Annotated in this window: 17 protein-coding genes; 6 read left to right on the forward strand and 11 right to left on the reverse strand. The window is 71.4% G+C overall.

Annotation, left to right across the window (positions count from 1 at the left end; all coding sequences use genetic code 11):
* Positions 1–72 precede the first annotated feature (72 nt).
* Genes Aco04nite_RS36660 through Aco04nite_RS36670 form a run of 3 tightly spaced genes read left to right on the forward strand, consistent with a single transcriptional unit; the run spans position 73 to position 2,798 of the window.
* Entirely contained in the window at positions 73–912 is an 840-nt protein-coding gene (locus Aco04nite_RS36660; RefSeq protein WP_244876564.1) for a carbon-nitrogen hydrolase family protein, read from the forward strand.
* Positions 913–915: 3 nt separating this feature from the next.
* A complete protein-coding gene (locus Aco04nite_RS36665) occupies positions 916–1,755 on the forward strand; it encodes a carbon-nitrogen hydrolase family protein (RefSeq protein WP_213001834.1) in 840 nt (279 codons plus the stop codon).
* Positions 1,752–2,798, forward strand: coding sequence for an MSMEG_0565 family glycosyltransferase (locus Aco04nite_RS36670; RefSeq protein ID WP_213001835.1), 1,047 nt, complete (start codon positions 1,752–1,754; stop codon positions 2,796–2,798). The genes Aco04nite_RS36665 and Aco04nite_RS36670 overlap by 4 nt, the downstream gene beginning before the upstream one ends.
* On the opposite strand, the gene Aco04nite_RS36675 is transcribed toward Aco04nite_RS36670, so the two are convergent.
* The gene (locus Aco04nite_RS36675; RefSeq protein ID WP_244876565.1) at positions 2,777–3,385 is read right to left on the reverse strand and encodes an RraA family protein; all 609 of its coding nucleotides are present in this window, start codon (positions 3,383–3,385) and stop codon (positions 2,777–2,779) included. The genes Aco04nite_RS36670 and Aco04nite_RS36675 overlap by 22 nt on opposite strands.
* A gap of 9 nt (positions 3,386–3,394) precedes the next feature.
* Complete coding sequence (locus Aco04nite_RS36680; protein WP_213001836.1) at positions 3,395–4,294, reverse strand: alpha/beta hydrolase; 900 nt, start codon at positions 4,292–4,294, stop codon at positions 3,395–3,397.
* Between the two features lie 73 nt (positions 4,295–4,367).
* On the opposite strand from Aco04nite_RS36680, the gene Aco04nite_RS36685 reads away from it, so the two are divergent.
* On the forward strand, positions 4,368–4,826 hold the full coding sequence (locus tag Aco04nite_RS36685) for a MarR family winged helix-turn-helix transcriptional regulator (RefSeq protein ID WP_213001837.1): 459 nt from the start codon (positions 4,368–4,370) through the stop codon (positions 4,824–4,826).
* Positions 4,827–4,829: 3 nt separating this feature from the next.
* Here Aco04nite_RS36685 and Aco04nite_RS36690 read toward each other — a convergent pair whose 3' ends face one another.
* A complete protein-coding gene (locus Aco04nite_RS36690; protein ID WP_213001838.1) occupies positions 4,830–6,389 on the reverse strand; it encodes a methyl-accepting chemotaxis protein in 1,560 nt (519 codons plus the stop codon).
* A 109-nt stretch (positions 6,390–6,498) separates the two neighbouring features.
* Here Aco04nite_RS36690 and Aco04nite_RS36695 point away from each other — a divergent pair, with 109 nt between their 5' ends.
* Positions 6,499–7,983, forward strand: coding sequence for an ATP-binding protein (locus Aco04nite_RS36695; RefSeq protein WP_213001839.1), 1,485 nt, complete (start codon positions 6,499–6,501; stop codon positions 7,981–7,983).
* On the opposite strand, the gene Aco04nite_RS36700 is transcribed toward Aco04nite_RS36695, so the two are convergent.
* Positions 7,937–9,028, reverse strand: coding sequence for a DNA glycosylase AlkZ-like family protein (locus Aco04nite_RS36700; protein ID WP_213001840.1), 1,092 nt, complete (start codon positions 9,026–9,028; stop codon positions 7,937–7,939). The genes Aco04nite_RS36695 and Aco04nite_RS36700 overlap by 47 nt on opposite strands.
* Before the next feature lie 32 nt (positions 9,029–9,060).
* Here Aco04nite_RS36700 and Aco04nite_RS36705 point away from each other — a divergent pair, with 32 nt between their 5' ends.
* On the forward strand, positions 9,061–9,756 hold the full coding sequence (locus Aco04nite_RS36705; protein WP_213001841.1) for an alpha/beta fold hydrolase: 696 nt from the start codon (positions 9,061–9,063) through the stop codon (positions 9,754–9,756).
* Positions 9,757–9,794: 38 nt separating this feature from the next.
* On the opposite strand, the gene Aco04nite_RS36710 is transcribed toward Aco04nite_RS36705, so the two are convergent.
* From Aco04nite_RS36710 to Aco04nite_RS49815, 7 genes are all read right to left on the reverse strand, one after another.
* Complete coding sequence (locus Aco04nite_RS36710; RefSeq protein WP_213001842.1) at positions 9,795–10,256, reverse strand: VOC family protein; 462 nt, start codon at positions 10,254–10,256, stop codon at positions 9,795–9,797.
* Positions 10,257–10,415: 159 nt separating this feature from the next.
* Positions 10,416–12,536 carry a hypothetical protein gene (locus Aco04nite_RS36715; protein ID WP_213001843.1) on the reverse strand — a complete coding sequence of 707 codons (2,121 nt, stop codon included), beginning with the start codon at positions 12,534–12,536 and terminating at the stop codon, positions 10,416–10,418.
* Positions 12,533–14,302 (reverse strand): HSP90 family protein, encoded by a 1,770-nt coding sequence (locus Aco04nite_RS36720; RefSeq protein ID WP_213001844.1) that lies wholly within the window; start codon positions 14,300–14,302, stop codon positions 12,533–12,535. Before Aco04nite_RS36720 ends, Aco04nite_RS36715 begins: the two co-directional genes overlap by 4 nt.
* 52 nt (positions 14,303–14,354) lie before the next feature.
* The gene (locus tag Aco04nite_RS36725; protein ID WP_213001845.1) at positions 14,355–14,885 is read right to left on the reverse strand and encodes a macro domain-containing protein; all 531 of its coding nucleotides are present in this window, start codon (positions 14,883–14,885) and stop codon (positions 14,355–14,357) included.
* A 22-nt stretch (positions 14,886–14,907) separates the two neighbouring features.
* Entirely contained in the window at positions 14,908–15,708 is an 801-nt protein-coding gene (locus tag Aco04nite_RS36730; RefSeq protein ID WP_213001846.1) for an alpha/beta fold hydrolase, read from the reverse strand.
* 25 nt (positions 15,709–15,733) lie between these two features.
* Positions 15,734–17,983 (reverse strand): putative bifunctional diguanylate cyclase/phosphodiesterase, encoded by a 2,250-nt coding sequence (locus Aco04nite_RS36735; RefSeq protein ID WP_213001847.1) that lies wholly within the window; start codon positions 17,981–17,983, stop codon positions 15,734–15,736.
* Positions 17,984–17,985: 2 nt separating this feature from the next.
* On the reverse strand, positions 17,986–20,256 hold the full coding sequence (locus tag Aco04nite_RS49815; RefSeq protein ID WP_280519469.1) for a putative bifunctional diguanylate cyclase/phosphodiesterase: 2,271 nt from the start codon (positions 20,254–20,256) through the stop codon (positions 17,986–17,988).
* Positions 20,257–20,305: the final 49 nt, after the last annotated feature.

Below are 20,305 nucleotides of genomic sequence, written 5' to 3' on the forward strand. Positions count from 1 at the left end.
ACGGCAATTGCCGGCGCCGAGGAACGGCCGTGACGGTGAGGGCCACGAAGGCATGCCAAAGGAAGGCAGAGCGTGACCAGGATCAGGATGGCGGCGGTGGCGGAGGCGTTCGATCGGGATCTGGAGGGGGACTTCGGCCGGGTCGAGAAGCTGATCGCTCAGGCCCGCGTGGACGGGGTGCAGCTGCTGGCGTTGCCCGAGGCGGCCCTCGGCGGGTATCTGGCCGATCTGGAGGGCGACGCCGAGAAGCCACCCGCGCTGCGCCTCGACGGGCCGGAGATCGCCCGGCTGATCACGCTCGCCGGGGACATGGTGGTCTGCGCGGGTTTCTGTGAGGCCGACGGTGACCGCCGCTACAACAGCGTGGTCTGCGTAGGCGGCGGCAGGGTGCTCGGCAGCCACCGCAAGGTCCACCAGCCGCTGCGCGAGAACGCCAGCTACGACTCGGGCGACGGGTTCACGGCGTTCGACACGCCGGTCGGCCGGATCGGGCTGATGATCTGCTACGACAAGGCTTTCCCCGAGTCGGCGCGCTCCCTGGCCCTCGACGGGGCTGAGATCATCGTGTGTGTGTCGGCCTGGCCCGGCAGCCGCACCGGCGCCCCCGCCGACCTCGCCGACGACCGTTGGACCCGCCGCTTCGACCTGTTCGACCGCGCCCGCGCCCTGGAGAACCAGGTCGTCTGGCTGTCGGCGAACCAGTCCGGCACGTTCGGCTCCCTGCGCTTCGTGTGCAGCGCCAAGGTTGTCGACCCCGGCGGCGACGTCCTCGCGACCACCGGCACCGCCCCCGGTATGGCCATTGCGGACATCGCGGTCACCGAAGCCCTCACGACCGCCCGCCGATCGATGGGCCACCTGCGCGACCGCAGGCCCGACGCGTACCCGATGCTCGCATCGTCCACCATCTAACTCATGGCAACTACCCGGATCGCCGCCGCAGCAGCCCATTTCGGGCGCGACCTCGAGTACGACCTCGGGCGCATCGGCAAGCTCATCACCGACGCCCGCGACGCCGGGGCCGGGATGCTCGTGCTGCCCGACGCGGCGGTCGGCGGCTACCTCGCGGACCTGCGTCACCCCGATCCGGGTGCGCTGCCGCCCGCGTTCGGGCCGGACGACCCGATCCTGGACCGGATCGCGATCATGGCGCGGGACATGGTCGTGTGCGTCGGCTACTGCGAGGCGGACGGCGACGAACGGTACAACGCCGCGATCTGCCTCACCGGCGACGGTGTGCTCGGCCGGCACCGCAAGGTCCACCTGCCGGCCGCGGAGGTCACCGTCTACGCGGCCGGTGACACGTTCGCGGCCTTCGACACCCCGGTCGGGAGGGTGGGCATGCTGATCGACTACGACAAGACGTTCCCCGAGTCCGCGCGGACGCTCGCGCTCGACGGCGCGCAGATCGTCGCGTGCCTGTCCGCGTGGCCGGCCAGCATCACCAACCAGGCGCCGAAGCTGTCCCAGGACCGCCAGTCGCGGCTGTTCGACCTCTACGACTGCGCCCGCGCGGCCGAGAACCAGATCGTCGTCGTCTCCTCCAACCAGACCGGCGCGGTCGGCGGCATGCGCTTCCTCGGCCAGGCCAAGGTGGTCGGCCCGGCGGGCAACATCCTCGCCCGCACCTGGGCCAAGGCCGGGCTCGCGGTCGCCGAGCTCGACGTCGCCGCCGAGATCGCCACCGCCCGCCGCGTGCTGCGCCACCTCGACGAGCTCAAACCGGACAGCTACCGGACGGCGGCCACGACATGAGGATCGCGCTGCTGACCTACTCGACCCGGCCGCGCGGGGGCGTCGTGCACACCCTCGCCCTGGCCGAGGCCCTGGCGGAGCAAGGGCAGGACGTCACGGTCTGGACCCTCGGTCGCGGTGGCGGTTTCTTCCGGCCCGTCCATCCTTCTGTACGCGTGGAGCTCGTCCCCTTCCCCGACGAGCCGGGCGAATCCGTGGGGGAGCGGATCCTGCGCTCGATCGCCCTGCTGCGTACGGCGTTCACGCCCGGTGACTACGACATCGTCCACGCCCAGGACTGCATCAGCGCCAACGCCGTGGACCGCTGCGTGCGGACCGTCCACCATCTCGACCAGTTCACGACACCGGAACTGGCCGCCTGTCACGAGCGGGCCATCGTCCGGCCGTACGCCCATCTGTGTGTCTCGTCCGCCGTGGCAGCCGAGGTGCACGCGGGCTGGGGCCTGTCACCCACCGTGATCCCCAACGGCGTGGACGCGGCCCGCTTCGCCGACGCCGTCCCCGGCACCCGGCACGGCGCGTATGTGCTGTCCGTCGGCGGTATCGAGCCGCGGAAGGGATCTCTCGATCTGCTGGACGCGTACGCCCTGCTCCGCGACGATTTCCCCGGCCTGAAACTCGTCGTCGCCGGCGGGGAAACCCTGTTCGACTATCGCGACTACCGCGCAGAATGGGAACGCCGGGCGTCGGCGTTGAAAGTCGAACCGCTGGTGCTCGGGCCGGTCGACCACGACGAGCTGCCCGGGATCGTGGCCGGCGCGGCGGCGTTCGCGTTCCCGTCCACCAAGGAGGGGTTCGGGCTCGCCGCGATGGAGGCCCTCGCCGCCGGCGTACCCGTCGTGGTCCGTGACCTGCCCGTCCTGCGCGAGGTCTTCGGCGACACGGTCAGTTACGGCCACGACCCGGCGTCCCTGGCGGCTGCCCTCCGTGCGGCGATCAAGGAACCGTTGCCCGCCACCGCCGGCCGCGAGCTGGCCGCCGCCCACACCTGGGAAGCCGCCGCCCGCCGCCACCTCGAGTTCTACGCCTCGCTGAAGCCCTGATCCCGCAACGCCTTCTCGATGCGGGACCGGTGATCGGTCTCCCACTCGTCCAGGCTCTGCGCGGCCTCCTTCGCCAGCTTCGCGCGCGCATCGGAGAGGACCTGTTCGCGGCGGTTGCCGGGCATGACCACGATGCCGTCCTCGTCGGCCACCACGAGGTCACCGGGGTTCACGAGCACCCCGCCGCACCGCACCGGCACCTGCAGCGCGCCGACCTGCTTCTTCGTGCCGGGGATGGGCACGACTCCGCGCGCGAACACCGGGAACGCGGCGTCGCGCACCTCCCCGACGTCCCGGATCACGCCGTCGAGCACGAGCCCGGCGACCCCGTTGCGCTGAGCCACGGCGCAGACGTTCCCGCCGGCGAGGGCGTACGTCGTGTCCCCGGACCCGGCGACGATCACCGAGCCCGGCGCCGCCCGGTAGATGGCCGCGTGCAGCATCAGGTTGTCACCCGGCGGGCACTGCACTGTGTACGCCGGCCCGGTCAGCGCGACCGGCCCCCACAGTGCCCGCACACCGAGATCCATGACCTGCTCCACGCCCAGCAGATCGGCGAGGGTCGTCGAAGGTATTGAAGTGTCCACACCGTGAAACTACCGGTTGCGCAGCCGCTGCCCGACGAACAGTGCCGCGCGGTCGAGAGCGTCGTCCGCCTCGCCGAGCGTGCCCGCGTACGCCTGGAAGACGTGCGGCACCCCGGCCACCACGTCGAGGATGACGTCGACCTCCGCCGCGCGCGCCCGGTCGGCGAAGCGGGTGGCGTCGTCCAGCAGCAGCTCGTTCGTCCCGGCCTGCAGCAGCATCGGCGGCAGCCCGGCGAGGTCACCCACGATCGCGGGGCTCAGCAGCTCCTGCCGCGGATCCTGCCCGGCGAGGTAGAGCGCCCCCGTGCCGTCGAGCCCGTCCTTGGTGAAGAACGGGTCGATGCCCTCCTTGGACCGCATGCTCGCCCCCGTCCGCGTCGCGTCGAGTCCTGGCGAGAACGCCACGATCCCGGCCGGCATCGGCAACCCCGCCGCCCGCGCGGCGAGACACGTCGTCACGGCCAGCCCGCCACCCGCGGAATCCCCGGCGAGGACGGTCGCTGCCGGGTCCGTGCCACGTTCCAGCAGCTCACGGTACGCGGCCAAGCAGTCCTCGATAGCCGCAGGGAACGGGTTCCCGGGCGCGAGACGGTAGTCCAGCGACACCGCCGGCACCCCGGTGCGGACGACAAGGTTCGCGGTGAGACTGATCGCGGTCTCCGGCGACCCGAACACGAACGAACCACCGTGGAGATAGAGGATCGTGCCGGGACGCTCGTCGCGCTCGGGGCGTACTGACAATGCCGGCCTGCCACCCAGAGTGGTGGCCTCCCTGTGCACGCCGCCGGGCACGGCCATGGTCGTCATGAACGCCGCGAACCCGCTCCGGATCTCCTCGATCGACTCCGGCGTCGCCGGCGGGTGCTCCCGCAGTGCCGTGTCGAGCGCTACTCGTTGCTGCCTGGTCATGAATCTCCCCCTTACGGAACATGCCCTGGAACTATATGCCTGAGCATCTACTACGTCGGGTAAAGTACATGCCATGGCATCTACTGGGCAAGCCCACCTGGGTTTTCTGGACGACCTGGTCCGGTGCGAGACGCGGCTCTACAACGCGCTCAACGACCGCCTGCGCGAACGCCACGGCATCGTCATGTCCCAGTTCGAGGCCCTGCACCTCATCCGCACGTCCCCACGCTGCCGCGTCGCCGACCTCGCCGGGGCGGTGGCAGCCGGCGTCGGCGCGATCAGCAAGGGCGTCGACCGACTCGAAGCAAAAGGCTGGGTCCGGCGCCTCCCGAACCCCGCCGACCGCCGCTCATCCCTGCTGCTCCTGACCGAGACGGGCGAGCAACTCGTCGCCGACGCCAGGCACACGTGCGAGCAGCGCCTCGCCGAGCTCCTCGACATCACCCCGGAGGAACTCGCCGCGACCACACGCACCCTGTCGAAGCTGCGCCGTTCGCTCGAAGCCGGCCAGGTCGGCGTACCCGTCGGGTGAGATTTAGAGCTTGAAGGCCTGGACCAGGGTGCGCAGCTCGTCGGCGGTGCGGGCGACCTCGGCGCTGGCGTCGCGGGTCTGCTGGACGCCGGAGGAGGCCTGGCCGGTTGCGGCGGAGACGTCGGCGATGTTGGTGGCGATGCGGCTGCTGCCCGAGGCGACCTCGGTGATGCTGCGGGACATCTCACCGGTGGTGGCGGTCTGTTCCTCGACCGCGCTGGCGATGGTGGTCTGGAAGTCGTTGATCTTCGCGATGACCTCGCTGATCCGGCTGATCACCTCGACCGCGCCGCTGGTGCCCGCCTGGATCGCCGTGACCCGGGCGTGGATGTCCTCGGTGGCGCGGGCGGTCTCCTGAGCCAGGTCCTTGACCTCGGAGGCGACCACGGCGAAGCCCTTGCCGGCGTCGCCCGCGCGGGCTGCCTCGATCGTGGCGTTGAGGGCGAGCAGGTTGGTCTGGGCGGCGATCGAGGTGATCAGGTTGATGACGTTGCCGATCTCCGCCGACGACTCGCCGAGCTGCCGGATCGTCTCGGTGGCGTGTGCGGCCTCCGACACGGCGACCCCGGCGATCTGGACGGCCTCGCTGGTGTTGCGGGAGATCTCGCGGATGCTCAGGCCCATCTCCTCGGAGCCCGCGGCCACGGTCTGCACGTTGCGGGAGATCTCGTCGGCCTCCGCGGCGGCGGAGTTGGTCTGCGTGTTCGTGTTGCCGGTGGTCGACGCGAGCTGCTCGGCGATCCCGGACAGGCCCGTCGCGGAGCGGGACAGGGCGTCCGCGTTGCCGCCGATGGTGGTCATCGAGGCGTGGATCGAGTCGAGCGCGGCGTCCAGGCCGGCTGCCATACGGCCCAGCTCGTCGCGGGTGGTGATGCCGCTGCGGCGGGTCAGGTCGCCGTGGGCGAGCGCGTCGACGACCTCGCCGATGCGGCGCACGGGGCGCAGGATCGAGCGGACCAGCGGGATCGCCAGGCCGATCAGCAGGGCGAGCCCGGCAGCGCCGGTGAGCAGGGCGAACAGGCGTACGTTGCGCTCGGTCGCGGCCATGTCGGCGCGCTCCTGCTCCGCGGCGGCCTGCACGGCGTCGGTCAGTGTGCCCAGCTCGTCGTCGGTGACGTGGTTGCGGGTGGCGATCTCGTCGAGGTTCGCCAGGGCCCCGGCCTTGTCGCTCGCCGCGGACTTCACAAAGCCGGTGATGAACGCGCTGAACGAGGTGAAGTCCGGCCGGTTCGCGGTGAACTGCGCCTTGAACGCCTCCGGCAGGCCCGAGGCCATCACCGCGTCGGCGGCCTCGGTCGAGGAGGCCACGTCGTCGACGGTGTCCTGCGTGACGTCCTGACCCAGGGCGGCCCGGTACGCGTCCACCTTGAGCTCGCTCTGCCGGGTGTCCAGATGATGCAGGGCGGCCAGGCCCTCCTCGAGCCCGCGGACGGTGTCCGACTGCCGGATGAGGTCGCGCTGACCGGCCAGGCTGATGGCGGCCATCACGGCGAGTGCCAGTGCGCCCGCGATCACGATGAGGACGAGCCTGCGGGCCACACCGAGGGTGCTCAGACGGAACATGTCCGCCCTATCGGCGCTGCTCAGTCACCCTGCAGTGATCTTCGCCAAAGAATTTTCCCTAAGGTCACGGCGCGGACGTGTCACTCTTGGGGCTGGAGAGGGGGCCGTGATGACCGAGTCCTTCCAGTACGCCGGCGCCACCGTCGAGATCGTCGAACCCGGAACCATCCTCGCCGCCGCGCGGGTCAACCCGGTCGAGTTGCTGCGCCGAGCGACGTTTCCAGCCCCCGTGCGCCGCGCCGGGCTGACCGTCTCCAGCGCCGACACACCCGCCGGGGCTCCGCCGACCGATAGTCCAGGCTTGGGTAGAGGCCCAGTGCACGTTTTCGCTGCCGAGATCAGCACCGCCACCGACGATCTGCCCGACCGGGACAGGATCCGGGCGGTGGTGCTCGGCAACGACCCGGTGGGCACGCTGCTCGCCAAGCGGATCGCCGCCGGTGACCAGATCACCACGCGGATCGTGGACGGCGTCGGAACAGCGGCCGTGGCGGCGTACAAAAAGCTGGGTCTTGATCGTCCGGGTGAGCCCGCGGTCCCGCGTGAGGCGCGGACGGACGTCCTGGCCGACGCGGCCGCGGGTCTGCAGGCGACCGTGAGTTACGACGCCGACGGCACCCTGATCCGGCTGCGCGCCGAGGTCCCGCGCGACGACGTCACCCCGGAGCATCTCGCCGCGATGGTGAAACTGCTGCTCCAGGCCGTGGGGACGCTGGTGCCGGGCGACGAGCCGCTCGCCGGGCGGCGCTATGTCGTGGCCCGCGAGAGCATCCCCAAGGTCGCGACCACCACCCAGGAGGTCACGCTCGACCAGGTCGGCGGGCTCACCGACATCGTGGCCGAGCTGCGCCAGATCGCCGTCTCGTTCCGGCACCCGGAGGCGATGGCCCGCTGGGGCGCGCGCCGGCCGCAGGGCATCCTGATGTACGGCCCGCCCGGCACCGGCAAGACGATGCTGTCCCGCGCCCTCGCCAACGAGATCGGCGCCGACTTCCGCGAGATCCGCACCCCCGAGATCCTCGACAAGTGGCTCGGCGGCTCGGAACGCAACATCAAGCAGATCTTCCGCGACGCCCGCCGCTACCGGGTCCCGACGCTGATCCTGTTCGACGAGTTCGACTCGATCATCAGTTACGCGGGCTCCGGCGGCGACGCGGCCAGCCAGGCGATCAACGCCGTGGCGGGCATCTTCAAGCAGGAGATGAACGACCTCATCGAGGCGAACCCCAACGTCATCGTCGTGGCGACGACCAACTTCCCGCACCGTGTCGACGACTCCCTGATCCGCTCGGGCCGTTTCGACGTCAAGGTCTCCGTCCCCAAACCCGACGAGAACGGCCGCACCGAGATCTTCCGCAAGATGATCGCCCAGCTCGCCGCGGTCCACGAACGCCCCGGCTTCACGATGTTCGCCGATGGCGTCGACCTCGCCGAGCTCGGCCGGCTCAGCCACGGCATGACCGGCGCCGACATCAAGGAAGCCCTGCGCCGCGTCCAGCTCGCCAAGGCCATGCAGGACGCCCACACCGGCGGCATGGTCGACCCGATCAGCCAGCAGGACCTGACGGCCAGCATATCCGGCCTGGGGTTCTGAAGATCCACTTCGCCAGGTCCCCGAGCTCGCGGCGCACCGCCGCCATCGTGGACCTGGCGAAGGGCTCGTCCTCGTGGATCGCGTCCACCCGCAGCAGGCCCGCCGCCCGGTCGGCGGTGGCGTCGACCTTGCCGATCAGGCGGTCGCCGTGCAGGATCGGCATGGCCCAGTAACCCCACCGGCGCTTAGCCGCAGGCTTGTACATCTCCAGCGTGTAGTCGAAGTCGAACAGCTCGGCCATCCGCTTGCGGTCGAAGATCAGCTGGTCGAGCGGCGAGAGTAGCGCCACGCGGCCCTGGAACGGCCGGTCCAGCTGCTCCGGATCGACCCGCCACTTCCCGCGTACGCCCTCGATGGTGGCGGCCTCACCGACGTCGTCCTCCCCGGGCCGGGCGATCCCCAGCGCGGTCAGCAACCGCTCCGCGCGCAGCAGCCGGGCCTGCTCCTCGGGCACCGACTCCTCCGGATACACCCGCTCGGCCAGGTCGAACAGCCGCTTCTGCCCCTCCCGGCCGGTGATCGCCACCTCACCGCGCAGCACCATCAGGTCGAGCAGCCGGTCCACGTTACGGTTGTTGTTCCAGCCCGACGAGCGCCACGGCACGTTGCAGGTGTCCGGCAGCTCGGACAGCGTCAACGGCCCCTCCCGCTCGATCCGGTGCAGAATCTCGCGCCGGCAGTCGTCGTTCGCGTCGACCCACTCCCGCACGTCCTCCTCCCAGGGCCGCAGATCGGTGCGGTGCTGCCAGGAGGCCATCTCGGCCCGGTAGAGCGCCAGGTCCTCCCGCGGCCGCGCCCGCCCGCGCAGCTCGATCAACGTCCCGCGCTCCAGGGCCGTCGCCAGCTCCGACTGCTGGTAGGCGGATCCGAGCCGGCTCCACACCACGACATCCGCGCTCGGCGCCACCGCCGCGGTCGGTTCGAGCTGAAGCAACGTCAGATGGCGGACCACGTCGAGCAGGGTCGCGGGGCGAGGCTGGTCGAGCAGCTGCGCGCGTACGGCGATCCGTCTTGCTTCCTGCCTCGAAAGCTGATGGATTCCCACAGCCGGAAGACTACGGCTTACGGAGGCTTTCCATGACCACCTACGTCCTTGTCCCCGGAGCCGGCGGCAGCGCCTGGTTCTGGCACCTGCTCACCCCCCACCTACGGGCAAAAGGCCACGACGTGGTCACCGTCGGCCTTCCCGCCGCCGACGAGGACGCAGGCCTCGACGTGTACGCCGAAACGATCGTCACCACCGTCGGACGGTCAGCTTTCGACGGGAACGCCGCGGGCCGGCGCGAGGATCTCGTGGTCGTCGCCATGTCGATGGGCGGATTCAGCGCGCCACTGGTCTGCGACCGCCTGCCGGTGACCGCACTGGTCCTGGTCAACGCCATGATCCCGGCCCCGGGCGAGACCGCCGGCGCCTGGTGGACCAACACGGGCCAGGAACAGGCCCGCCGCGCCTCCGACCTCGCCGCAGGCCGTGACCCGGACGCCGACTTCGACCCGGTGACGTACTTCTTCCACGACGTCCCGGCCCCGATCACCACTGCTGCCTTGGAGATCGAGGAGGCGCAGGCCGGCAAGCCGTTCGGGGAGCCGTGGCCTCTGCCCGCCTGGCCGGACGTCCCGACCCGCGTCCTGACCGGCCGCGACGACCGGATCTTCCCGGTGGCCTTCCAGACCCGGATCGCCGAGGAACGGCTCGGCATCACCCCCGAACTGTTGCCGGGCGGCCACCTGCTCGCGCTCAGCCACCCCGCCCGGCTCGCCGAGCTGCTCTGATCCGCGGAGAGCAGCCGGCCCGGGATCTTCCCCGCCTCTCAGTCCAGGCAGAACTCGTTGCCCTCGGGGTCGGCCATCACGATGAAGCCGGCGCTCATCGGAGGAGCGGGCTCATGACGCTGGAGGCGCTGCGCCCCCAGCGCGGTCAGCCGCTCGCACTCCGCCTCGAGGGCCGCCATCCGGGCCTCGCCCTGCAACCCGGGGGCGGCCCGGACGTCCAGGTGAACCCGGTTCTTCCCGGCCTTGTCCTCGGGAACCCGCTGGAAGAAGACCCGCGGCCCGCGCCCGTCCGGATCCTCGATGCCCGACGCCTGGTTGCGCTGCTCCTGCGGCACACCGACCTTCTCCAGGAACTCGTCCCACGCTGCCAGGGGGTCGGCGCCGTCCGCCAGCTCGACGCCGGGCGGTCCGGGGTGGACGTAACCCAGCGCGTCGCGCCAGAAGGTCGACAACGCCTGCGGGTCATGGGCGTCAAACGTGACCTGGAATTCGCGGCTCATCGGCTGCTCCGTTCGTGGCTTGTGTCCATACCTCGCCCAACGATTCTCGTCCGAGGCTGCTACGGGAGGCCTGTGGCTGGACCCGCCCCGGCCAGATCGGGCTTCGACCGGATCGTGCTGGACCCGGCGCGGCTGGATCGCGCCGGCGGCTGGTGTGGTTCAGTCCTCGAGGTAGTCCTCTTCGAGGTCGTACTCGTCCATGACCGCCCGCGCCTCGTCGCCGCGTCCCTGCCTGCGCAGTGTCCTGACCAGCACGACCGCGGCATCCCAGCGGATATCGTCATCGGGGCCGGCGAGCAGTTCGCGAGCCTGCCCCTCGGCCTCCGCCGGGCGCCCCGCCGCCAGGAGCAACTCGGCCCGGTTGACGAGTGCGGCACTCAGGTCGCCGGCGGCACCGGCCGTCCCGAACGCCGCGACGGCCAGGGCGATGCGGACGAGGGCGATCTCCGGCCTTTCCGCGTTGAAGGCCGCGACCGCGTGCAGCCGCCCGATCTCGGCAACCGGCACCCCCGGACAAGCCGCGATCAGCTGCGCCGCCCGCGCGATCACCTCTCGCGCCTCCTCGCTGGGAGACAGACAGCGAGCGGCCTTCCACAGGGTCCGCAACTCGTCCGCCGCGGCACTGAGCTCCCGCTCGGAGACGAGCCGGTCCGCAACGGTGACGCCCCCGCCTGCAACGAGCCGGTCCGCAGCGGTGCTGGCCTGGTCCGCAGGGGCGGTGGCCTGGGCTGCGGCGAGGCGGGTGGTGCGGTGGCGGTCGGCGGCGGCGAGGAAGCGCTGGGCTGCGGGTTCGCGGTGCTGGGTGTCGCCGGCCTGTTCCAGGAGGGTGGCGTAGGCGGGCAGGTCGTCCGGCACGTGGGCGGCCTCGCCGATCGCGTCGAGCACCGCCTCCGCCTGCCGCCTGCCGCGCGAGCGCTGGTAGAGCTCCCACAACAGATAGCGCCCCCGGACCGCGTCGTCGGCGAGGCCGGCCCGGTCGAGGCTGCGGACGGCTTCCTCCGCTGCCTCGGTGGCATCCCGCCACTGGTCAGCGTTGCGCAACGCGTACGCGACCTGCAGCCGTTCGCGCGCCGCCCCGGCGAGGTCGCCCGCGGCGGTGAGGGCCGCGACATGCTCGACCTGCGCAGCCAGGGCGGGGTCACCGGCGCGTGGGTTACCGGCGCGCCCCGCCAGAACGGTGAGTGGTAGCCGCGAAGCGAGCGGCGGAGCCGTCATCCGCGCAGCGATCCGGGAACTCTGGTGCGTGTTGCCGTTCCGGGCGTCGAAGCGGGCCGCCAGAGCGGAAGCCCGCGCGGCGAGCTCGTCGTGGGTCTCCGCGACGGTGGATGACCAGCGGCGGGTGCCGTCGTCCGAGCGGCGGCGCAGGGCCAGGTCGCCCTGGCCGGCGTCGCGGAGCCGGCCGAGCACCAGGGCGGCAGCGGCCGCGAACTCCATCTCGGCGAACGGTGACGACGGGCGGTCGAGCCAGCTCAGGTGATGCTCGATGACGTCAAGGCCGGCGGGCTCGTTGCCGCTGCGGCCCAGGAACGTCAGGTGCAGGGCGACGTTGTCGAGGTGGTGCCGGTCCTCGCGGATGTACCGGTAGCCGACGCGGTGGGCGTCGACGGCCTCGTCGAACCTGCCGGTACTGAGATAGGGGAGCAGGAGCTCGGCGAGCATCCACTGGGGCTGCTCGCTGCAGCCGCCCTGTTTCCAGGGGGAGCCGATGCGGATGGCCTCTTCGTGGTCGCCGGTCGACGTCAGCTGCCGGACCTGCGCCGACGGCACGCAGGCGTGGCAGTCGGCGAGGCTGTCCTGGGGCGCGGTGAGCATCTTGTCGTACCACTCCTGCGCGGCCGCGGTGTCGCCGACGTGGTGGGCGACGAGCCATCGGTGCTGGTAGACCGCGTGCAGGCTGTGGCCGGCGAGGCGGTAGCGGCGTTCCATGTCGTCGAGCACCGCCACGGTGCGGCCGAGCGGGATGTCGGGGAACTGCGGCAACGCCCAGACGATCCACTTGAACCGCCACAGCAGGGAGTGCTGCTGATGGCTGGTGGCGAGCTCGGGCTGCCGGTCGGCTGTCGCGAGGCACCAGGAGAACGCGAGGAAGGCGCGGGCCGGGTCGCCGCCGTGGTGGAACTCGCTGATCGCCGACATCCGGGCGCCGAACGCGAACTTCGTGGCCCCGGCGGCGTCGGCGTGCCGGAACAGCGCGTCCCACGCGGTGAACCGGGCCGGGCCGTCCGGGCGGCGGTGGACCTCGTGCAGCAGGTCGGTGAGTTGCTGCTCGGACATCGTCATCGGGACTCTCCCATCGCGCGTTCGAGCAGGCCCAGGAAGGACTGGTTGAGCGCCGCGGTGTCGGCGGGCCGCAGCGGCTGGTGGCCGAGCAGGAGCGCCTGCACGTAGAGGCCTTCGACGGCGAGCGCCACCAGGTGCTCGTCGCCGAGGGTGGCGGCGCGGCGCACGAGCGGGTTGCGGTGGTTGAAGACGAGCTGGGGCCGGCTGTCGGCGCTCGTCGTGAACGAGCCGAGGATCGAGGACCACAGGTCGTCGGCATCGTCCCGGCCGTGCCGCAGGTCCATCTGCAGGGCGGTGTCGCTGTCGAGCAGGTAGAGCGCGGGCAGCCCGGCCGGCTCGAACACGCGCACCAGCACCTCGACGCCGAGCGGGTCGAGCGTGCGCTGTGCCTGGGTGAGGAACGGGCGCACGGCCAGCTCGGCTTCGGGCTCCAGCGGGTCGAGCCGCATGGCCAGCTCGTTCGCGGTCAGCAACTCGGTGGTGATGCCGTCGCCGAGACCGGGCAGCCGGCGCAGCAGGTCGGCGTCGTAGACGTAGCCGCCGTTGACGACCGGGATCGACTGCGCGGCGGCGACCGACGCGAGCTGCCGGAACTCGTCGGCGGACGGGATGTAGCGGACCACGCCGTACCGTTCGCGAAATTCTGCCAGGGTGAGGGGGCCCATGTTGGTCTCGAACGGCCACCACTGGTCGATCAGGCGCAGCATGTCGTCGTCGTGCACGGCGAGCGCCTTCACCCCGAGATGGTGCACGTCGAGGAAGAGCCGCAACCGGCGCGGATCGGTGCGCCCGAGCGCGGTCAGCCAGCCCCGCAGCGACCCGCCGAGCGACTCGCGCACCTGGTCGAGCAGTCCGTCCTCATAGAGCGCCTCCCGGCTCGCGGTCGGCCGCAGCTCGGTCGTGTCGACCACGCACCGCACGAAGAACGCCCACTCCGGGAGCAGCCCCTCGATGCTCTCCGACAGCAGCATCTGTTTGAGGTAGACCCGGTGCGCCACCCGGGAGGCCGGGTTCGCGGGCATCGGCAGCACGAAGGCCACCCCGCGCAGCCCGGCCGCCGGCACGTCCAGGTCGATCACGTCGAAGGGCCGGAAACCGAAGACCTGCTCCGCGTACGCGTCGAGCCGCGCCCGCCGCCCGCCCGCCGGCTCGTCCCCGTCCCGCTGCCAGGGGGCGAGCGTCGTGGTCATGGACTCGCCGTCCACCGACACCGCGATCGGCAGCATCGACCCGAACAGCCGGGCCAGCTCGACGACCGTCTCGCGCCGCAGCCAGTGCTCGGCACCCCGGCGCGGCACCAGCGTCACCGTCGTGCCCTGCTCGGCGCGTGCCTCGCCCTCGCCCACCTCGTAGTGCCCGTCGGAATGCCCGACCCACTCGACGGCCGGCGCGTCCCCGCAGCGTGTCGACACCCGGATCTCGTCGGCGACCAGGAAGCACGAGAGCAGCCCGATCCCGAACTGCCCGAGGAACTCGTGCCGCGCGAACCCCAGATCGTCGCGTTTGGAACTGCGCCCGATGGTGGCCAGCAACTCGTGCACCTGCTGCTCGGTCAGCCCGATGCCGCTGTCGTGCACGCGCAGGGTGCCGCCCCCGGTCTCGATGCGCACGACCCCGGGCGCCCCAGGATCCAGGACCCGGCGTGCGGTGATGGCATCGACGGCGTTCTGCAGCAGCTCCCGCACATACACGCGCGGGCTCGCATACAGATGGTGACTCAACAGATCGACAATGCCCCGAAGATCCACATTGAACGAATAACCCACCGGTATTTCCTCCCGCGACCCCGACCGAGCGAGAGCACCATATCGGTACGCCCTACGCCTCCGCGGCCCCGTTTCCCGCCCCTGTGGACAACCACTCCCCGAGCTCCCCGGCAGCATCCTCGTCATACGCCACGAGCACGATCCGACCCACCGAGGTCGTCGCCGACCGCAGCGTCTCCACGGCGATCCGGGCAGCCTGCGCGGCCGGATACCCGTACACGCCGGTGGCGATGGCGGGAAAAGCGATACTGGTTGCACCCAGCTCATCCGCGAGAGCAAGGCTTTGCCGGTAGCAGGACGCGAGGATGTCGGCTTCGCCGTAGTCGCCGCCCTCCCACACCGGCCCGACGGTGTGGATGACGTGCCGGACCTGCGGCTCCAGGTCGAAGGCGGGGGTGGCCACCGCGAGGCCCGGGTCCAGCGGCGCCAGGGCCGCTCCGGCCTGCGCCAGCCGCGGACCGGCCGCGCGGTGGATCGCACCGTCCACTCCGCCGCCACCGAGGAGGGACTCGTTGGCGGCGGTCACGATCACGTCGACCCGTTGCTCGGTGATGTCACCGATGACGATCTCCATCGAAGCCATCACCCATGGTGACACTCGTGCGTCAGCGGGCTGCTTTCAGGATGACCCGGGTGACCGCGCCGGGGTCGGAGACCAGGGCCAGGTGGCCGCCGTTGACGCTGGTGACCTTCGCGCCGGCGCGGTCCGCCATGGAGTGCTGGGCCGCCGGGGTGATGATCAGGTCGTGCTCGCCGATGACGTCCCACGAGGGGATGGTGAGCCAGGCCGGTACGCCCGACGCCTGGTTGCCGGCGCTGAACGCGAGCGGGCGCTGAGCCGCGTACAAAAGCTGCGCGGTTGGGCGTTTGACCTGGCTTGCGAAGGTTGTCAGGAAGAGGTCCTGCTTCAGGTAGAGGTCGACGTCACCCGTGGGGGCGCCGGGGTAGGGAACGAAGTCGAAGAGGGTCTCCGGGGGCGCCGCGAGGGCGGAGTCCGCACCGGCGAGCGGGAAGATCGTCTCTCCCTCGGCGGGCAGGAACGCGTCGACGTAGACGAGGGCCTTGACGTTCGGGTTCCCGGTCGCGGCGTTCGTGATGACCGCGCCGCCGTAGGAGTGTCCGACCAGGACGATCGGGCCGGCGATGGTCGCCAGGAAGGCGGCGATCGTGGCCGAGTCGCCGGGCAGGCTGCGCAGCGGGTTCGGCGGGACGCGGACCGGATAGCCCTCGTCGAGCAGGCGCTGGGTGACGCCGCTCCACGACGAGCCGTCCGCCCAGGCGCCGTGCACGAGGACGACGGTCGGTTTGACGCGGTGGGGGGCGGCGCTCGCTGATGCGCCGGGCAGGACGGCGGCGATCAGCAGGACGGTTGCGGCGGCCACTATGGACCATCGGCGAGAGCGCATGGCTCTTCCTCTCCGGAATGCTCGCTTACCAGGGCGCAGCCGGGGTCTGGAGCCGCACGGTTACCGTACTCTCCGGGGGAAGGTCCGGGGCGGGCCTGCCGAAGTAATAGCCCTGGGCGAAGCGGTAGCCGAGCCTGCGCAGTTCGGCGGCCTGTTCGGCGGTTTCCACGCCCTCCGCGACCGCGTGCAGGCCGAGGCCGTCGCTGACCTGGATGAGGGCGGTGGCGATGACCGCGTGCCGGCCCGCCATGGTGATGGTGTCCACGAAGGACTTGTCGACCTTCAGGACGTCGACGGGGATGGTCTGCAGCAGGCCCAGCGACGAGTGGCCGGTGCCGAAGTCGTCCAGCGCGATCGCCACGCCCAGTGCGTGCAGGTTCTTGACCGCCTGGACGGCGTGGCCGCGGCCGAAGACGGCGGTCTCGGTGACCTCCGCGGTGAGGTTCTCCGGGGGCAGGCCGGTCGATGCGAGAACCGCGGCGACGACCTCGGTGAAGCCCGGTTCGGCGAGCTGGCGGGCGGAGACGTTGACCGACATGCGGGCCGGTGCCCGGTCGCCGAGGTCGCGCATCCAGGTGACCATCTGCGTGCAGGCGGTGCGCAGGATCCATTCGCCGAGCTCGACGATGAGGCCGTTGCGCTCCGCTGCGGGGATGAACTGGTCCGGCGGGACGAGGCCGCGCGCCGGGTGGTGCCAGCGCACCAGGGCCTCGGTGGCGACGACGCGTCCGGTTTGCAGATCGACGATCGGCTGGTACAGCACGCGGAACTGGCCGTTGTCGATGGCCGTACGCAGTTCCGCGCCCAGCCGCGCCTGCTCGTCGCCGGACTCGTCGAGCTCGGGGTCGTAGCGGCGGTGCCCGTCGAGGGTGCCCTTGGCCGCGTACATGGCGACGTCCGCCCGGCGCAGGACCTCGTACGGATCAATCGTGCCGGTGCTGTCCGCGACGCCGATGCTCGCGCGTACCAGAAGCTCGTGGTCGTCGGCCAGGATCGGAGCGCGCAGCGTCTCGGCGAGCCGGGCCATCGTCTGGTCCGCGGCCGCCGCCGACGCACCCGCCATGAGCAGCGCGAACTCGTCGCCACCCATGCGGGCCACGAGCACGTCACCGGGCAGCGCGCGGCTCAGCCGGGTGGCGACCACGCTCAGCAGCCGGTCCCCGACGGCGTGGCCGAGCCGGTCGTTGACGCCCTTGAAGTTGTCGAGGTCGAGCAGCGCCACCTCGACCGGCCCGGTGCCGATCGCGGTGCTCAGCGCCTGTTCGAAGCGGCGGCGGTTGGCGAGGCCGGTGAGGTCGTCCGCCATCGCGAGATCCTTGAGCTGATCGGCCTGGCGCTGCACCTGGGTGACGAAGCCCGACATGCGCCCGAGCACGAGCAGGAAGAGGATGACCCCGCCGCCGGCGATGGCGAGCCGGTCGACGATGTCGCCGCCGATCGACGGCACGAACAGCAGCCCCAGCGGCAGCAGGGAACAGACCGCCAGCACCGCGAGCCGGGAACGGCCGACGCGGGCCTGGGCGCGTTCCTGGGGCAGGGTTCCGGCCTGCTTCATCGAGGGGTGCAGGGCGGCGGCACCCCAGCAGACGTACGCGAGCAGCCACCCCCCGTCGAAGACGCTCGGCGCCGTCTCGACGTAGAGCTCGGCCAGCGAGTACGTGACGTCGGAGACCATCAGCAGCACGACGGCGAGCCCGAGCAGCCGTACGCTCGTCGATCGCCGCCCGGGGGCGGTGTAGAAGCGGGACAGCATCGCGAGCAACAGGGCGTCGGCCGCCGGGTAGGCCACCCCGACGATGCGTTCGACGGTCGACGCGGTCGCGTTCGTCGCGATCGGGTGCATCACGAAGACCCAGAACGTCATCCCCAGCCCGACCGCCACGATCGCCGCGTCGGCCAGGGCCGCGACGTCCCGGCCGTCCCGCCCCCTGCCGCGCATCAGCAGCAGCATCCCGGCGACCAGCATCGGGTACGCGCTCAGATAGAAGAAATCAGCAGGCGACGGGTACGGGTCCACGTGCAGGATGTACTGGTAGTACTCGAAGGTGAGGTCCCCGACGACCCACGTCACCTGACCCGCGGCGAACCAGTACCAGAGCGCCGGCCGCTTCGCCCGGTGCAGGCGCAGCCCCACGATGATCAGCACCGACGACGTCAGGCCGATGGCGTCATACGCGAGCTGGGACTGCAGGCTGTCGCGGGGCAGCAGGTAGTAGCCGGCGGTGGCGAGGGCGCCGGCGATCAGCCACCAGCGCCAGAGGCGTTCACGGAGCACGGTCAGCCCACCGCGACGCGGGTGCCGAGGAAGTCGGGTTCGGCGACCGGCCGGCCGAAGTGGTACCCCTGTGCCAGCCGGTAGCCGAGCCGGTACAGCTCGGCGGCCTGCTCGGCGGTCTCCACGCCCTCGGCGACGGCCATCAGCCCGAGCCCGCTGCTGACCTGGATCAGCGCGGTGGCGATGACGGCGTGCCGCCCGGCCATGGTGATGGTGTCGACGAACGACTTGTCGACCTTGAGGATGTCCACCGGCACGGTCTGCAGCAGCCCGAGCGACGAGTGCCCCGTGCCGAAGTCGTCCAGCGCGATCTTCACCCCGAGCTCGTGCAGGTCCTTGACGGCCTGCACCGCGAGCCCGCCGCCGAAGACGGCGGTCTCGGTGACCTCCACGATCAGCTGGTGCGCGGCGAGCCCGGTCCAGGCCAGCACCTCGGCGACCAGCGCGGTGAAGCCCGGCTCGGCCAGCTGCCGGGCGGAGACGTTGACCGACATCCGCTGCGGCCCGGCCTCACCGAACTCGTTGCGCCAGACCACCGCCTGCGAGCATGCCGTACGCAGGATCCACGCACCCAGCTCCACGATGAGCCCGTTCTGCTCGGCGACCGGGATGAACTCGGCGGGGCTGATGAGCCCGCGCTCCGGGTGCTCCCAGCGCACGAGCGCCTCCACGGACACGATCCGCCCGTCCGGCAGCGACACGATCGGCTGGTACACCACCCGAAACTGCCCCAGGTCCAGCGCGGCGCGGATCTCCGCCCCGAGCTTCGCCTGCTCACCGGCCCGCGCGTCCAGGTCGTCGCTGTACCCGCGGTGCCGCCCGCCACCGGCCGCCTTCGCCGCGTACATGGCGATGTCGGCCCGCCGCAGCACCTCGCCCGCGTCCCGGGTCCCGGTGCCGTCGGCGCTGCCGATGCTGGCACCGATCAGCAGTTCGTGCCCACCGGCCTCGACCGGCTTGCGCAACGCGGAGGCCAGCCGCTCGACGATCCCGGTCATCGCGCCCGGGCTCCCGGTCATCGCGCCCGGGCTCCCGCTCCCGAGCAGCACGGCGAACTCGTCGCCGCCCATCCGCGCGACCAGATCGCCCTCCCGCAACGCCCCGGCGAGCCGCTTCGCGACCACGGCCAGCAGCCGGTCACCGACCGCGTGCCCCAGCCTGTCGTTCACGTCCTTGAACCCGTCGAGGTCGAGGATCGCCACCTGCGCGTTGCCCGCGGCCACCGACCCGGCGAGCCGCTCCTCGAACACCCGCCGGTTGGGCAGCCCGGTGAGCGCGTCACACAACGCGAGCTCCTCCAGCTGCCCCGCCTGCCGCTGCACCTGCACCACGAACCCCGACATCCGGGCGAGGACCAGCAGGAACAGCACGACGGCCCCGACGCCGATCGCGAGCCAGTTCAGCTTCCCCGGCCCGCTCGCCAGCCCCTGCACGAACAGCACCGCCGGCACCAGCAGCGTGCAGGCGGTGAGCAGCGCCAGCCGGGTACGCCCGAGCGTGGGCGCGGTACTCCGGGCCTGCACCACCGCCCGCGGCGCCGGCGCCCGCGACGAGCGGTCCAGCGCCGCGGCGCCCCACATCGTGTTGGAGAGCAGCCACCCGACCGCCACCACACCCTCGAACTCGGGTGCGAACGTCGGCACGAACTGGAACAGCACGTCGGACACGAGCAACGTCACCATGCCCACGGTCAGCAGCCCGAGGCTCACCGTCAGCCGCCCCGACCGGACCACCAGCTGCGCGACCAGAGCGATCAGAAGCAGATCCAGCGCCGGGTACGCCGCCCCGATCACCCGCTGCAGCAACGGGCTCGACGCATCCGCCGCCATCGGCGCGATCACGAACACCCACCACACCAGGCTCAACCCACCGGAGATGATGGTCGCGTCGAGAATCCCCGCCCAGTCCCGCGCGAGCCGCCCCCGCGCCACCAGCAACGTCCCGGCCACCAGCAGCGGGAACGCCGCCAAATAGAACGCATCAGCAAGGGACGGAAACGGCGAAAGGTGCAAAATCTGTCGATACACCTCGTACGTCACATCGCCGAACAGCCGCAGCCCCACAGCACCGGCGAACACGAACCACCCCACCCGCTGAACGGGCCGGTTCCGCCGCACCCCGGCCACGATCGCCGCCAGGGTCGCCACGGTGAACGAGTTGTAGAAGAAGGCCGCCACCGGAGTCCCGTCACGCAGGAACGGATACGCGACGCTGACCAGCAGCCCCACGATCACCCACGCCCCGACCACCCGGTCAGCAGTTCCCTTCCGCACGACATGCCATCGGCAGCCCCGGCCCCCAACTGAGCTTCTCTCGACCTTC

Origin of the sequence: Winogradskya consettensis (assembly GCF_018332715.1) — a bacterium.
Lineage (GTDB): Bacteria > Actinomycetota > Actinomycetes > Mycobacteriales > Micromonosporaceae > Actinoplanes > Actinoplanes consettensis.